This is a genomic window from Streptomyces sp. CNZ301, assembly GCF_004217425.1.
This window is the reverse complement of sequence record NZ_SHLG01000002.1, coordinates 652,601-666,852: the sequence shown is the minus strand read 5'-3', so window position 1 is coordinate 666,852 and position 14,252 is coordinate 652,601. Positions and strand designations below refer to the sequence as shown.

At 72.3% G+C, this 14,252-nt stretch carries 12 protein-coding genes; 8 read left to right on the top strand and 4 right to left on the bottom strand.

The window, feature by feature from the left end; all coding sequences use genetic code 11:
* Positions 1-5: 5 nt before the first annotated feature.
* The 4 genes from EV375_RS27115 to EV375_RS27100 form a co-directional block, all read right to left on the bottom strand.
* Entirely contained in the window at positions 6-899 is an 894-nt protein-coding gene (locus EV375_RS27115) for an inositol monophosphatase family protein (RefSeq protein ID WP_130302555.1), read from the bottom strand.
* A complete protein-coding gene (locus tag EV375_RS27110; RefSeq protein WP_130302554.1) occupies positions 880-1,581 on the bottom strand; it encodes a hypothetical protein in 702 nt (233 codons plus the stop codon). The genes EV375_RS27115 and EV375_RS27110 overlap by 20 nt, the downstream gene beginning before the upstream one ends.
* 13 nt (positions 1,582-1,594) lie before the next feature.
* Entirely contained in the window at positions 1,595-2,545 is a 951-nt protein-coding gene (locus tag EV375_RS27105) for a hypothetical protein (RefSeq protein ID WP_486588831.1), read from the bottom strand.
* A gap of 201 nt (positions 2,546-2,746) precedes the next feature.
* A complete protein-coding gene (locus EV375_RS27100; protein WP_130302553.1) occupies positions 2,747-3,544 on the bottom strand; it encodes an SIR2 family NAD-dependent protein deacylase in 798 nt (265 codons plus the stop codon).
* Between the two features lie 354 nt (positions 3,545-3,898).
* Here EV375_RS27100 and EV375_RS27095 point away from each other — a divergent pair, with 354 nt between their 5' ends.
* The 8 genes from EV375_RS27095 to EV375_RS27060 all read left to right on the top strand — a co-directional run bounded on the left by EV375_RS27095 (position 3,899) and on the right by EV375_RS27060 (position 14,105).
* The gene (locus EV375_RS27095) at positions 3,899-5,617 is read left to right on the top strand and encodes an ABC transporter substrate-binding protein (protein WP_130302552.1); all 1,719 of its coding nucleotides are present in this window, start codon (positions 3,899-3,901) and stop codon (positions 5,615-5,617) included.
* Positions 5,614-6,567 (top strand): ABC transporter permease, encoded by a 954-nt coding sequence (locus tag EV375_RS27090; protein WP_130302551.1) that lies wholly within the window; start codon positions 5,614-5,616, stop codon positions 6,565-6,567. Before EV375_RS27095 ends, EV375_RS27090 begins: the two co-directional genes overlap by 4 nt.
* A 92-nt stretch (positions 6,568-6,659) precedes the next feature.
* Entirely contained in the window at positions 6,660-7,484 is an 825-nt protein-coding gene (locus EV375_RS27085; protein WP_486588876.1) for an ABC transporter permease, read from the top strand.
* On the top strand, positions 7,481-8,629 hold the full coding sequence (locus EV375_RS27080) for an ABC transporter ATP-binding protein (protein ID WP_486588830.1): 1,149 nt from the start codon (positions 7,481-7,483) through the stop codon (positions 8,627-8,629). The genes EV375_RS27085 and EV375_RS27080 overlap by 4 nt, the downstream gene beginning before the upstream one ends.
* The gene (locus EV375_RS27075) at positions 8,626-9,726 is read left to right on the top strand and encodes an ABC transporter ATP-binding protein (RefSeq protein WP_130302549.1); all 1,101 of its coding nucleotides are present in this window, start codon (positions 8,626-8,628) and stop codon (positions 9,724-9,726) included. The genes EV375_RS27080 and EV375_RS27075 overlap by 4 nt, the downstream gene beginning before the upstream one ends.
* A gap of 174 nt (positions 9,727-9,900) precedes the next feature.
* A complete protein-coding gene (locus tag EV375_RS27070) occupies positions 9,901-11,751 on the top strand; it encodes a gamma-glutamyltransferase (protein ID WP_165434858.1) in 1,851 nt (616 codons plus the stop codon).
* 65 nt (positions 11,752-11,816) lie between these two features.
* Positions 11,817-12,635: an inositol monophosphatase family protein gene (locus tag EV375_RS27065; RefSeq protein ID WP_130302548.1), complete on the top strand. Its 819-nt coding sequence runs from the start codon at positions 11,817-11,819 to the stop codon at positions 12,633-12,635.
* Between the two features lie 42 nt (positions 12,636-12,677).
* On the top strand, positions 12,678-14,105 hold the full coding sequence (locus EV375_RS27060; protein ID WP_130302547.1) for a phytoene desaturase family protein: 1,428 nt from the start codon (positions 12,678-12,680) through the stop codon (positions 14,103-14,105).
* Positions 14,106-14,252 lie beyond the last annotated feature (147 nt).

The window sequence follows — 14,252 nt, the reverse complement described above, 5'->3', positions numbered from 1 at the left end:
GCCGGTCACTCCGCCGCGGGCGCGCTCCCGGACGCCGCGGACGCCAGGTCCACCAGACGCCCGAGCATCTCACCGCGGCCCGCGACGAAGCTCCGGCCCGAGTCCGGTCCCTCGAAGCCCACCCGGAAGGCGCCGCCCGAGAGGGAACGGAACTCCACGCCGGCCTCGGCGGCCAGCAGCGCACCGCCCGGGAAGTCGACGCCCTCCGCCCGGTAGCCGACGTACCCGTCGATGGTGCCGCTCGCCAGCATGGTCCATCCCAACAGCGGTGCCCACAGCTGCAGTACGCGCCGCGAGTCCAGCTCCAGGGCCCTGCGCAGAGCCTGAGCGCGCACGTCGCTCCTGCCCACCGCGTGCCCCTGCGTCCACGCGAGAACCGGGCCGCTGCGCGGCGGCTCGCCGCGCGGGCCGCCGAGCCGCGCGGTGCCGCACCAGGCGCCCCGGCCGAGCGCCGCGTGCCACGTCCGCCCCGTCACCGGCTCGTGCACCACGCCGACGACGGGCGAACCGTCCACGCACAACGCGATCCCGACCGCGTAGGCGGTGAGCCCTATCGCCACGTTGTTGCTGCCGTCGAGCGGGTCCACCAGCCACGTCCGGCTGCCGGAGGCATCCAGCAGCCCGGCCTCCTCGGAGACGATCCGCTCGTGCGGGAAGTGTGTGCGCAGCCGGCCGAGGATGACCTTCTCCGCCGCCAGATCCAGGTCGGTGACGACGTCGCCGCCGTCGCCCTTCCTGCCCACCGTGTGCGCCTGGGCGAAGCGTGCCTTCAGTAACGCACCGGCCTCCTCGGCCGCTTCGACCGCGACCTTCTGCTCGTACGTGTACGCGCCGGTGTGCACGCCCGGCCGGTCGTTCCCGGATGCGGCCGCGGCCGCGTCACTCCCGATGCCCTGCATGGACCCTCCTCAGCGCAGCCCGCACGGTCCTTCGGGTGTCTTCTTCCCCGCACAGCCGGCGCACAGTGCGGTGGCCCGGGCCGTGCAGCGGTCCGAGGAAGAGGTCGCTGCGGCCCGGAAGCGTCCTGCCCAGCACGAGCGTGGCCGCGGGCTCGCCGTTCCTGACGACTGTCGAGTGGAACTCGCCGGCCGCCAGCGTGTAGGTCTCCCCGCCGGCACTGGTGTGTTCCGGGCCCGGCTCGCTGCGCACGAGGCGCCCGGTGGGCCGCAGTTCGTCCGTGCCGTCGGGTGCGCTGTGCACCTCGAAGACACGGTGGGTCGGCCCGGGGGAGGGGCCGGCGTCCCGGCCGGACGCCGGTGCGGGTGCCGCCGGGTCCGTGACCCGCACGGGGACGTTGGAGACATGGCCGTAGAGCACATGGCTGACCAACTCCCAGCTGTGCGCGTGCACTCCGGCCGCCGCGGGCTCCCCGGCCGGGACCTCGCCGCCGAAGAGATGGACGCACACGCCCCGCTCCCCGTCGCGCACCACGGGCAGGCACAGAAAGCCCAGCGGATGCCGTACCGCTCTCAACTCCCGTGTCCCCGATGCGATTTCACCGAGGACGTCCACCGCCGCCTCGCGCGGCGCGCGTGCCGCGGAGCCGCTCCGCAGCGCATGTTCGAGCTCGTCGTAGTCCATGGCGCCCGAGAGGTCACCTCCGGTACGGGTCCTCCGCGTGAAGTGCCTTGTCGATGATCTCGCCGACGTCGGTGTCGGTGAAGACGGCGGGAAGCGGGAGCCTCAAATGGTCGAAAACCGCTCGTACTTCGTCGACGGTCGGCTCGTCGCTCAGCGGCGGCAGCGCATGCAGGTCGAGCCGCTCGGCCTGCTCCCTGCTCTGGTGCAGCTCAGTGACGTAGTAGTCGTAGAGCGGCTGGTCGCGTGCCACGAGGAGGTTGACGCGGTTGGGGTCGTCCTGCGTGATGACAAGGCAGGATTCGGACAGGTCGAAGCGGAGCGTCGGCACTCCCGCCGAGAGATGCACGCTGATCTCCAGCGTGTCCAGTCGCTGCCGGTACCAGCAGGCGGCAAGCACGGTCGCGTACGACTCCTTGCGGGTGCGCGTCGCCGTCCAGGCGTTGGCCGCGTCCACGTTCCGCTGCCGCGCGAAGGTCTGCCGGAAGCGCGCATAGTCCGAACAGGTCTTCTCGCTGCCGGGGTTGATGATGTCGATCTTGATGCTGAGGGGTGTGCGCTGCCGGGTCGCCGCCTCCACGCAGCGCGGCAGTGTCACCGCTCGCAGATAGGTGCCCGTTCCGCCCTTGAAGTACCAGCGGTTGGTCTGCTCCCGGGCCTTGCTCAGCGCTTCCCCCACCTCGCTGCCGGACAGGGAGCGCACCATCGCCAGGTCCTCCAGCGCACGGCGCGTGTCGGCGGACACCTCCTGGATGTCGGACCGGCGGCGCACGCGCTCCGTCATCGACCCCACGGCAAGTGCACCGAGAACGAGGAGAGTCGCACCGGAGGAGACGTCGTCGCTGACGGCGTCCCCGAAGACGTCCAGGAACCCGATCGTCAGACCCAGCCCGACCGCGATGACGACGTCCAGGTTCCGGACGATCCAGCTGACGCCCAGCTCCACGCGTCCCATACGCTGCGCCACGTATCCACCCCTCCCCGTGATGACCAGCATCGTAGGAGGGACGGGAGGTGGCCCGCCAGGCGGGGCCGGTGCCGGCGAGCACCGGAGCGGGTCAACGGGCCGGGAACTACTGCGACTTGGCCGCAACCGTCCCCCGCACGCCCGGTGCCGGTGCCCGTCCCGGAAGGCCTGCCGGTCGCGGCAACCTCGGCCGGGCGGGGATCACTCCGCGTGCAGCCGCTCCAGCAGCGCCGGCAGGGCCTCGCCGATGGGTTCGCGCACGAGCTCGTCCGCCAGGCCGTCGTACGGCGTGGGCTCGGCGTTGACGATGACGAGGCGGGCGCCATGGTCGACGGCGATCTCCGCCAGCGACGCCGCGGGCTGCACCTGGAGCGACGTGCCGACCGCCACGAACACGTCGCACGCCTTGGCCACGCCCACCGCCTGCCCGAGCACCTCGGGGTCGAGGGCCTGCCCGAACATGACCGTGCCCGACTTGAGGATGCCGCCGCACTCCACGCACGCGGGGTCCTCCTCGCCCGCCTCGACCCTCTCCAGGGCCTGCGCCATCGTGCTCCCGGCCTCGCACTGCGTGCACATCACCGTGCGCGAACTGCCGTGCAGCTCCAGCACCTTGCGGTCCGGCAGCCCCGCGAGCTGGTGCAGCCCGTCCACGTTCTGCGTGATCACACGCACGGGTTTGCCGGCCTTCTCCAGCTGCGCGATCGCCTCGTGCGCCGCGTTGGGACGGGCGTCCCAGGTGGGGCTGGTGCGGCGCATCTGCCACGACTTGCGCCGGATGTCAGGGTCGTTCATGTAGTAGTCGTACGTGACGAGCTTCTCCGCCTCCGGGTCGCTGCGCCAAAGCCCTTGCGGGCCCCGGTAGTCGGGGATGCCGGAGTCCGTGGAGATCCCCGCGCCGCTGAGGATCGCGACGAGCGGGCCGCGCAAGGAGTTCGCGGCGGGCGGCCCGTCGTGTGCGGGGGTTGCGGGGCCGGGGGTGTCAGGGGATGCAGCCATGCGGGCCAAGAGTAGTCACCCCGGGAAGGATCGAGCGGTCGCGCAGGGTGGCCGGGTTGTGCGCTGTGGTGAACACGGCAGGTCGAGCTGCGCCGGGCTGCCCGGGTCAGGACAGTCACGGCGCTGCCGCAGCCACCACCCCCGTTCGTAGCCGCCCGACGCCTGCGCGGGGCCGGTGCCCGCGCTGGACCATCGGCGCAGAAGAGTGTGGCCGCGAGAAGCCCGGCGCGCACCTTGCCGGCATGTGGTGACCGGGGCGCCTGGCCGGAGATCCTGTCCGGGGGCTAGCCAGACTGACTGTATACGGCATACAGTCTCCCGGATCCTGTCGGTCCGCTTCAGAGGTGGGCACCCATGCGGCTTCGCGTATCAGCTTCCTCGCGCGCCGCGTCCCTGACTGCCGCACTGGCCCTCGCCGTGACGGGCTGCGCCTCCCTGACGACGTCGGCCACCGAAGTCGGCGGCGTGCGGATGAGCGACACCAGGCCCGTCAAGGACGGGGGCACGCTCACCGTCGCGTTCAAGTCCGATCCGGACAAGCTCGATCCGAGCCTGGGCAGCACCCTCGTCGGCCGCAGCGTCTTCGCCGCGATGTGCCAGAAGCTCTACGACACCGACGCGGAGAACCGCATCAAGCCTCAACTGGCCTCCGGCATGCCGAAGGTGAGCGACGGCGGCCGGAAGGTCGTCATCGGCATCCGCCGCGGCGCCCGCTTCAGCGACGGGACGACACTGGACGCGAAGGCCGTCGAGACGTCGCTGAAGCGGCACCGCGATCTGCCGGCCTCGGCCCGAGCCAGCGAACTCGAGCCCGTCGAGAGCATCGAGGCCGTCGGTGACCACGAGGTCGAACTGCGGCTGAAGGAGCCCTACGAGCCTCTGCTCGGTGCGCTCGCCGACCGCTCCGGCATGGTGATGTCCCCGCGTGCCCTGAAGAAGTACGGCGAGGACTTCGCCGCGCACCCCTCGTGCGTGGGGCCGTTCCGCTTCGACGAGCGCGTGACGGGCGACCGCATCGTGCTGGAGAAGGACCCCAACTACTACGCGGCCTCCCGCGTGCACCTGAAGAGGATCGTCTACCGCACGATCATCGACGGCAACGTGCGGCTGGCCAACCTCCGTTCCGGCGACGCGCAGATCAGCGACCAGACCGCGCCGCTGGAGGTGCAGAGCGCGCTGACCGACGACAAGCTCCAGCTCTTCAACTCCCCGACGCTCGGCTACCAGGGCCTGACCGTCAACGTGGGCAACGCCCGGGGCCTGGGCGAGAAGCCGGGCAAGGTGAACAGCTCCCTCGCCCGCGACAAGCGCATCCGCGAGGCGTTCGAACTCTCCCTGGACCGCCGCCTCATCAACAAGATCGTCTTCCAGGGCATGTACGACACCGCATGCGGACCGGTCGCCCCCTCCAGCGAACTGGGCACGAAGACGACATGCCCGGGCCGTGACCTCGGCAAGGCGCGCCAACTCCTGCGCGAGACAGGTGCGAAGGGGCAGGTGCCCGTGGAACTGACCATCTCCAACACGGTGGAGGACATGCGGCTCGGGCAGGTGATCCAGGCGATGGCCAAGGACGCCGGATTCCAGGTGAAGTTGCGGCCCACGGAGTTCACCACGCTCCTCGAACACGCCGACAAGGGCGACTTCGAGGCGGTCTCGGTCGGCTGGTCCGGCCGGCTCGACCCGGCGGGCAACATCGACGCCTTCGCCGCCACCCTCGGCTCGGAGAACCGCTCGGGCATCTCCGACAAGCACATCGACTCCCTCATCGAGGAGGGACGCCGCACCGCCGACCCGGAAGAGCGCCGAGGCATCTACCGCGACGTCACTCGCGCCATCAACGACCAGCACGCGCTCATCTACCTCTACCGGCAGCGCAATTACGTCGTGGCCACGAAGGACGTGGCGGGCCTGCGCGTCTACGGCGACGGCCTCATACGCGTCGAGAACGCCGGCTACGCACGCGGCCCGGGGTCTGCCCTGGGGGTCCCCCCTGGGGGCACCCCCAGGCGAAGCCAGGGGGAGGAGCGAGGGGGACAGGCCCCAGGGGAAGGTACGGAGGGGAGCCGATGACCCGGTATGTGCTGCGCAGGCTGGGCCAGTCGGCACTGACGCTGGTCCTCGTCAGCATCGTCGTCTTCCTCGGTGTGCGCGCCATGCCCGGCGACACCGCACGCGCACTCGCCGGCGAGGAGACCACCCCGGAGGCGCTGGCCGCGATCCGGGCCCAGTACGGCCTCGACCAGAACATCGCGGTGCAGTACGGGCGTTACGTCGAGAACGCCGTCACCGGCGACCTCGGCACCTCGGCCCGCACCGGCCTGCCCGTCGTCGACGGCATCTTCGAAGCACTGCCAGTCACTCTCGAACTCGCCCTGCTGTCCCTGCTGCTGGCGATCGTCGTCGGTATCGGCGGGGGCGTGGCCGCGGCCGTGCGGCGCGGCAGGCCCGCCGAGTGGCTGGCCAACACCGTTGCCCTGCTGGGCCTTTCGGTTCCGAACTTCTGGCTGGGCATCGTTCTCATCCTCGGATTCGCCATCGCCGTGCCGGTGTTCGCCGCTTCGGGCTTCGTGCCCTTCGGTACGGACCCGCTGGAGAACCTGCGGCGCATGGTGCTGCCCGTCGTCGTCCTGGGCAGCGGGCTCGCCGCCGTGGTGATGCGGCAGACGAGAGCGGCGATGCTGGAGTCGCTGTCGGCCGACTACGTGCGCACTGCCCGCGCCAAGGGCCTCGCACCGCACCAGGTCATCGGCGGGCACGCGCTGCGCAACTCCCTCGTCACCGTGGTGACCGTGCTGGGACTCCAGCTGGGCCACCTCATCTCCGGCGCGGTCGTCACGGAGCAGATCTTCGTTCTGCCCGGATTCGGCAAGCTGATGATCGACGCGGTGTTCACGCGCGACTACGCGATGGTGCAGGGCGTCGTGCTCTTCACCGCTGCCGGCTACATCCTCGTCAACCTCGCCGTGGACCTCCTCTACTCCGTCATCGACCCCCGCATCAGGCTGGGAGGTGCACAGTGAGCACGGTCACCGGAACCGCCGGAGGCACCGGGCCGGACGGGACGCGCGCCCCGGTCGCGGAACCCCCGGCCGCAGCGGCGCGACCGAAGAGCGTGCTGCGTCAACTGGGCCGCAACAAGCTCGCGTTCACCGGCGGTGTCATCGCGGCGGTCTTCGTGTTCGTCGCGCTCGCCGCGCCGCTCATCGCTCCCTACGACCCGGCGCGCGCCGACTTCGGCTCCGCACTGGCCGCGCCGGGACCGGACCACTGGCTCGGCACCGACGACCTCGGCCGCGACCAGCTCTCCCGGGTGATCCACGGTGCCCGCGCCTCCATGCAGGTGGGCGTGCTGGCGGTGGCGCTGGCGTTCGCGGTGGGCGTGCCGTTCGGCTTGATCGCCGGCTACTACGGACGGTTCGCCGACTCGCTCGTCTCCCGCCTCACCGACACGCTGCTCGCCTTCCCGTTCCTGGTGCTGGCCGTCGGGCTCGCCGCAGTGCTGGGGCCCTCGCTGCTGAACGCGACGATCGCCATCGGCATCTCGCTCGTCCCGCAGGTGATACGCGTGATGCGCGCCGAGACGCTGCGGCTGAAACACCTCGACTACATCGGGGCCGCGATCGCCTGCGGCGGAGGTGACGGAACCGTCCTTGCCCGGCACGTCCTGCCCAACGCCGCCTCGGCGTTGCTCGTACAGGCCACCGTCGGCGTGCCCACCGCCATCATCGGGGAGGCACTGCTCAGCTTCCTCGGCCTCGGCGTGCAGCCGCCCGACCCCTCGCTCGGCGTGATGCTCTCCAGCGCGCAGCCCTACATCGCGGCGGCGCCGTGGATGGCAGTCTTCCCCGGACTGGCCATCGTCGCGGCGACGCTGGCGTTCAACCTCTTCGGTGACGGGCTGCGCGACGTTCTCGACCCCAGGGGGGTGACCCGGTGAACGAGCCGGTCCCAGCGGCCTCCACCGGTGCCGAGCCCACCACCGGTCACAAGGGCCCGGTGCTGCGCGTACGCGACCTGGCCGTCACCTTCCACGCCGAGGAGGGCGACGTGCACGCCGTCGACGGCGTCGGGTTCGAAGTCGAGCCCGGCGAAGTGCTCGCCGTGGTGGGCGAGTCGGGCTGCGGCAAGTCCGTCACGTCCCTCGCCGTGATGGGCCTGCTGCCCGGGACGGCGGACGTCACCGGCTCCGTGACGCTCCGCGGACGCGAACTCGTGGGCGCCGAGGAGAAGTTGCTGCGCGGAGTGCGCGGGACCGAGCTTTCCATGATCTTCCAGGAGCCGATGACGTCTCTCAACCCGGTGCTGAGCGTGGGACGCCAGATCGGGGAGGTGCTCCGCCGCCACCAGGGCCTCGACAGGCGGGCGGCGAAGCGGCGCGCCGTCGAACTGCTGGAGCTGGTGGGCATTCCCGCGCCGGAGCGGCGCATCGACGAGTACCCGCATCAGCTCTCCGGCGGCATGCGCCAGCGCGTCATGATCGCAATCGCCGTCGCCTGCGACCCGGCGGTGCTCATCGCGGACGAGCCCACCACGGCGCTGGACGTCACGGTTCAGGCAGGCATCCTCGACGTGCTGACGTCACTGCGGGAACGGCTGGGCACCGCCGTCGTGCTGATCACCCACGACCTCGGCGTCGTCGCCCACACCGCCGACCGCGTGCTGGTGATGTACGCAGGGCGTGCCGTCGAACACGCCCGCGTCGACGACCTGTTCGCACAGCCCCGCCATCCCTACACCCGCGGCCTGCTCGACGCGGTGCCGCGCCCCGGCGCGACGGCGTCCGCCCCCGCGGGCGAGCGGGCGCGGCTGCGGGAGATCCCCGGCATCGTCCCCGGGCTCTCCCGCCAGCCGGACGAGTGCACGTTCGCGCCGCGCTGCTCACGCGCGGACGAGGAGTGCACCGCCTCGCGGCCCGTGCTCGCCGCTCCCGAGGAAACCGACGGCGGCCGCGGGCACACAGTGGCCTGCCGGCACCCGCTGAACGGCACCGGCGAACTCACCGGCTGCACGGAGGAGACAGGGGAGACAGAGGAGACAGAGGAGACAGAGGAGACAGAGGAGACAGAGGAGAAAACACTGTGAACTCGCCCGCAGAGACGGCCACAGGCGCGGCGGCGGACGCCCCCGCCCTCGAAGTACGCGATCTGGTACGGCACTTCACCGCCCCCCGGGGAAAGGGCACGGTACGTGCCGTCGACGGGGTCTCCCTGACGGTGAAGCGCGGCGAAGTCGTGGGCCTCGTCGGCGAGTCCGGCTCCGGCAAGTCGACCGTAGGCCGGTGCGTCGTGCGGCTCGACACCCCCACCGCCGGGACTGTCCGCATCGGCGGCACCGACATCACGCGGCTGCCGGCGCGCAAACTGCGCCCGCTGCGCAAGGACTTCAACATCGTCTTCCAGGACCCCTCCGCGTCCCTGGACCCGCGCATGCGCGTCTCCCGCATCGTCGGCGAACCGCTCGCGCTGCACCGGATGGCGAGGGGCACCGGCCTGCGTGGGGGTCCCCCCGACGAAGTCAGGGGGAGGGTTGAGACCCTGCTGGGCCAGGTCGGGCTGCCGCCCGGGACGGCCGATCGCCGCCCGCACGAGCTGTCCGGCGGACAGCGGCAGCGGGTCTCCATCGCCCGGGCGCTCGCCGTGGATCCGATGCTGCTCGTCGCGGACGAGCCGACCTCCGCCCTCGACGTCTCCGTGCAGGCCTCCGTGCTCAACCTCCTCGCGGACCTTCAGCGCGAACGCGGCTTCGGCTGCCTGTTCATCACGCACGACCTGGCCGCCGTGGAGTTCCTCGCCGACCGCATCGCCGTGATGTACCTCGGCGAGATCATCGAAGTGGCGCCCGCCGCCGACCTGTTCGCCGCGCCCAAGCACCCGTACACGCAGGCGCTGCTCTCCGCCGTGCCCGTACCCGACCCGCCCGTCCAGCGCGCACGGCAGCGGATCGTGCTGCAGGGCGATCCGACCGGCCCCGTCTTCCCCCAGGCCGCGGGCACGGCGCAGACTGTGGACCACTGCCGCTTCCACACCCGCTGTCCCCTCGCCGTCGAGCGGTGCCGTACACAGGCACCGGAACACCGCACGCTGCCCGGACCGGACGGCGACCGCACGGTCGCCTGCCACCTCGTGGCGGACGACGGCACCGCGCCGGACGCGGCCGTGCCGGCACACGCCCGCGCCTGAACGGGGCGGCGGAGGCGCCGCGACAACAGAAGACCCGGCAAGAGGCCCGGACAGCAAACCCAGGGCCGGACAGCAAGCCCAGGACCGGACGACACCGAGGCAGAGACCCAGGACCGGACGCACACCCCACCCCGATCGGCGAAGCAGCCCACGAAGCAGGGAGCAGCACCACCCGTGTTCACGACCCGCCCCACTCTCCAAGGCACCTTCGGCATGGCCTCCTCCACCCACTGGCTCGCCTCGCAGACCGCGATGGCCGTACTGGAGGACGGCGGCAACGCCTACGACGCCGCTGTCGCCGCGGGCTTCGTGCTGCAGGTGGTCGAACCGCACCTGAACGGGCCCGCCGGCGAGGTGCCCATCCTCGTCGCCCCCGCCGACGGCCCCGTGCAGGTCCTGTGCGGCCAGGGCGTCGCACCGCGCGGCGCGAGCGTGGAGCACTACACCTCGCTCGGCCTGGAACTCGTCCCCGGCACCGGGCCCCTGGCCGCCGCCGTGCCGGGCGCCTTCGACGCCTGGATGACGCTGCTGCGCGACCACGGCACCCAGTCCCTGGAACGCGTCCTCGGCTACGCCATCGGCTACGCCGAACGCGGCCACCCCGCCGTCGAACGCGTCGGCGAGACGGTGCAGACCGTACGGGAGCTCTTCGAGACGGAGTGGACCACCTCCGCGGCCCTCTACCTCGCGGACGGGCGCCCGCCCGCCCCCGGCGCGCTGCTGAAGAACCCGGCGCTGGCCGCGACCTGGCAGCGGCTCCTGTCGGAGGCCGCCGCGGCCGGACCGGGCCGCGAACAGGTCATCGAAGCCGCGCGCCGGACATGGCGCGAGGGCTTCGTCGCCGACGCCCTCCTCGCAGCCTCCGCCCGCCCCACCATGGACACCTCGGGGGAGCGCCACGCCGGCACCCTCACGGGCGACGACCTCGCGGGCTGGGAGGCCACGTACGAGGACCCCGTCACCTACGACTGGAACGGCTGGACGGTCTGCAAGGCCGGCGCGTGGTCCCAGGGCCCGGCGCTGCTCCAGCAGCTCGCCCTCCTGCCCGACCGGATCTCCGCCGCGGACGTGCACTTCGGGGACGAACCGGCCGGCTCCGCTTCGGCGGACGGGGCCTTCGTCCACCGCCTGATCGAGGGCACCAAGCTCGCCATGGCCGACCGCGAGGCGTGGTACGGGGACGCCGACGGCGCCGCCGCCGTCCCCGTCGAAGCGCTGCTGTCCGACGGGTACAACTCCGCGCGGCGCGCCCTCATCGGCGAGGAGGCCTCGCGCGAACTGCGTCCCGGAAGCCCCGGCGGCCGCGAACCCCGCCTCTCCGCGCACGCCACCGCGGTGGCCGCCGGCGAGGCGGCAGGCTTCGACCTCCTGGGGGCCTCCGCCGGAGCGGGGGAGCCCACCGTCGCCCGTGACGGCGCCACCCGCGGCGACACCTGCCACATCGACGTCGTCGACCGCTGGGGCAACATGATCAGCGCCACCCCCAGCGGCGGCTGGCTCCACTCCAACCCCGTCGTGCCCGAACTCGGTTTCCCGCTCGGCACACGCCTCCAGATGACCTGGCTGGAGCCCGGCCTGCCCAACTCCCTGACGCCCGGCCGCCGTCCCCGCACCACCCTCACCCCGTCGCTGGCGCTGCGCGACGGACGGCCGGTGCTCGCGTTCGGCACGCCCGGCGGCGACCAGCAGGACCAGTGGCAGCTCCACTTCTTCCTCGCCGCCGCGCTGCGCCCCCACGTACGCGGCGGGCTCGACCTCCAGGGCGCGATCGACGCCCCCAACTGGCACACCGACAGCTTCCCCGGCTCCTTCTACCCGCGTGCCATGCGCCCCGGCAGCGTCACCGTCGAGGCCCGGACGCCGCAGGCCGTCGTCGACGGGCTGCGGCGGCGCGGTCACGACGTCGAGGTCGGCCCGTCCTGGTCGGAGGGGCGGCTGTGCGCCGTGGCACGCGACCCGGAGACCGGCGTGCTCAGCGCCGGCGCCAACCCGCGCGGCATGCAGGGCTACGCGGTGGGCCGTTGACGCCGGCGGAGGCCCCGGGGGCAGGGGGAGGGCGGACCGCGCGCACCCCGTGCTTTGATGGGCGCATGATCGACGATGAGCTGGTCGCAGCAGTCGAAGGCGCCGTGCGCAGGACCGTCGCGGAAGAGGTGACGCCTCGTTGGCGTCAGCTCTCCGACCACGAAGTGGTGCAGAAGAGCGGCCCCCACGACCTCGTGACCGTCGCCGACCAGCGAGCGGAGGAGCAGCTGTCCAGGGAACTGGTCCGGCTGCTGCCCGGCTCCGTCGTCGTCGGGGAGGAGGCGGTGCACGCCAAGCCCGCCACGTACGAGGCCCTGCACGGCGACGCACCCGTGTGGATCGTCGATCCGATCGACGGCACACGGCAGTTCGTCCGCGGACACGAGGGCTTCTGCACGCTGGTCGCCCTCGCCCGCTACGGCGAGATCCTCGCCTCCTGGACCTACGCCCCCGTTCCCGGCGAGATGGCCATCGCACGGCACCGCGGTGGCGCGCTCCTCAACGGGGAGGTGCTGTGCGCCGGTTCCCCCGGGGAGGAGAAGGTGCTCGAAGTGGCCACATCCCACCCGGACTTCACCACCGACGAGCAGAAGAGCTCGCTGCTCGGGCTGCGCACCGAGGGCGTGGCACCCCGCCCCTGCGGCTCCGCCGGACTGGAGTATCTGTCCGTGGCGCGCGGCCGCGTCGACGCCGTCGCCTTCAGCTGGGAGGCCGCGTGGGACCACGCCGCGGGGCTGCTCCTCGTGGCCGAGGCGGGCGGCGAGAGCCGCACCGTCGCGGGCGAGCCCTTCCGCCTCGCCGGAGGTAACGCGCTGCCGTTCACCGCGGCGCGGGACGCCGGAACGGCCCGGCGTATGGTGGGGCTGCTGCGCGCCGGACGCTGACCGGTGCGGCGCGCGACCTCACAGGCGAGGGGAGAGCCGACAGTGCCATCGATCCGTGACGCGGTCGTCGTCGGAGCGGGACCCAACGGGCTGACCGCGGCGGTCGAACTGGCCCGCCGCGGCTTCTCCGTCGAACTGTTCGAGGCGAAGGAGACCGTGGGTGGCGGAGCCCGCACGGAGGAGCTGACGCTGCCGGGATTCCGGCACGACCCGTGCTCCGCGGTCCATCCCACGGCGGCGGTCTCCCCGGCTTTCAACAACATGCCGCTGGAGCAGTACGGGCTGGAGTGGCTGCACCCCGAACTGTGCATGGCCAACCCTTTTCCTGACGGCACGGCAGCCGTCCTTTCCCGCTCCGTGAGCGATACGGCCCTCTCGCTCGGCCCGCGCGACGCGGGCACCTACCGGCGCATGGTCGAACCGTTCCTCGCCAAGTGGGAGACTCTCGCCGCCGACTTCCTCGGCATGGGCTCCTGGTTCAACGGCCGCTTCCCCTACGATCCGCTGCTCCTCGCCCGGTTCGGTCTGACGGCGCTGCAACCGGTGAACCTGCTCAACCTCCGCTTCCGCGACGAGAAGGCCCGCGCGCTGATGGCCGGCCTCGGCGGCCACGTCATCGCGCCGCTGTCCACTCCCGCCATGAGCGGAGCGGCCCTCACCTTCGCCCTGGCCGCGCACAAGGCCGGCTGGCCGCTGCCGCGCGGCGGCTCACAGGCCATCTCGGACGCACTCGCCGCGTATCTGCGGGCGAACGGCGGGCAGATCCACACCGGCACCGAGGTCAAGCGCCTCGACGAACTGCCCCCGGCCCGCGCCTATGTCTTCGACACCTCACCCCGTGCGCTCGCGCGCATCGCCGGGCTCGGCAACGCCTACGAGGGCTTCCGCTACGGGGCGAGCGTCTTCAAGATCGACTATGCGCTGGACGGGCCGGTGCCGTGGACGTCCGACGCGGCACGCCGCTCGGGCACCGTCCACGTCGGCCCGACGGCGGGCGCCATCGGCACGGCACTGAAGGCGGCCGTCTCCGGGCAGGTCCCGGAGCGGCCCTTCCTGATCACGGCCCAGCCGAGCCTCGTCGACGAGAGCCGCGCACCGGCGGGCAAACATGTCTTCTGGGCGTACGGACACGTCCCGAAGGGCTGGGAAGGCGACGCCACCGAGCACGTCGAGGCCCAACTGGAGCGTTTCGCACCGGGGTTCCGCGACCTCGTGCTGGCGCGTGCCACGGCCGGACCCCCTCAACTGGCCGCCCGCAACGCCAATTACGTCGGCGGCGACTTCTGCGCGGGAGCTGCCGACGGACTCCAGCTTCTGATCCGTCCGAAGCTGACGACCCTTCCCTACAGCACCGCTCACCCCGCGGTCTTCCTGTGCTCCTCGTCGACGCCGCCCGGGCCGGGAGTGCACGGAATGTCCGGACACCATGCCGCCCGTGCGGTCTGGCGGGAGCTGCGCCGGCGCGCCTGAGGCGCCGACGGGCCGCCCGGTCCCGGCGTTCCGTCCGCCCGGTACCCCCGGCACGGGGTTCCGGCACCTCCGGCACGGGAACGTGGCAGGCAGCCGTCGTATAGCCCATGGTGGCCGGGGCCTCGCGGCGGATAGGGTCGCATCGGC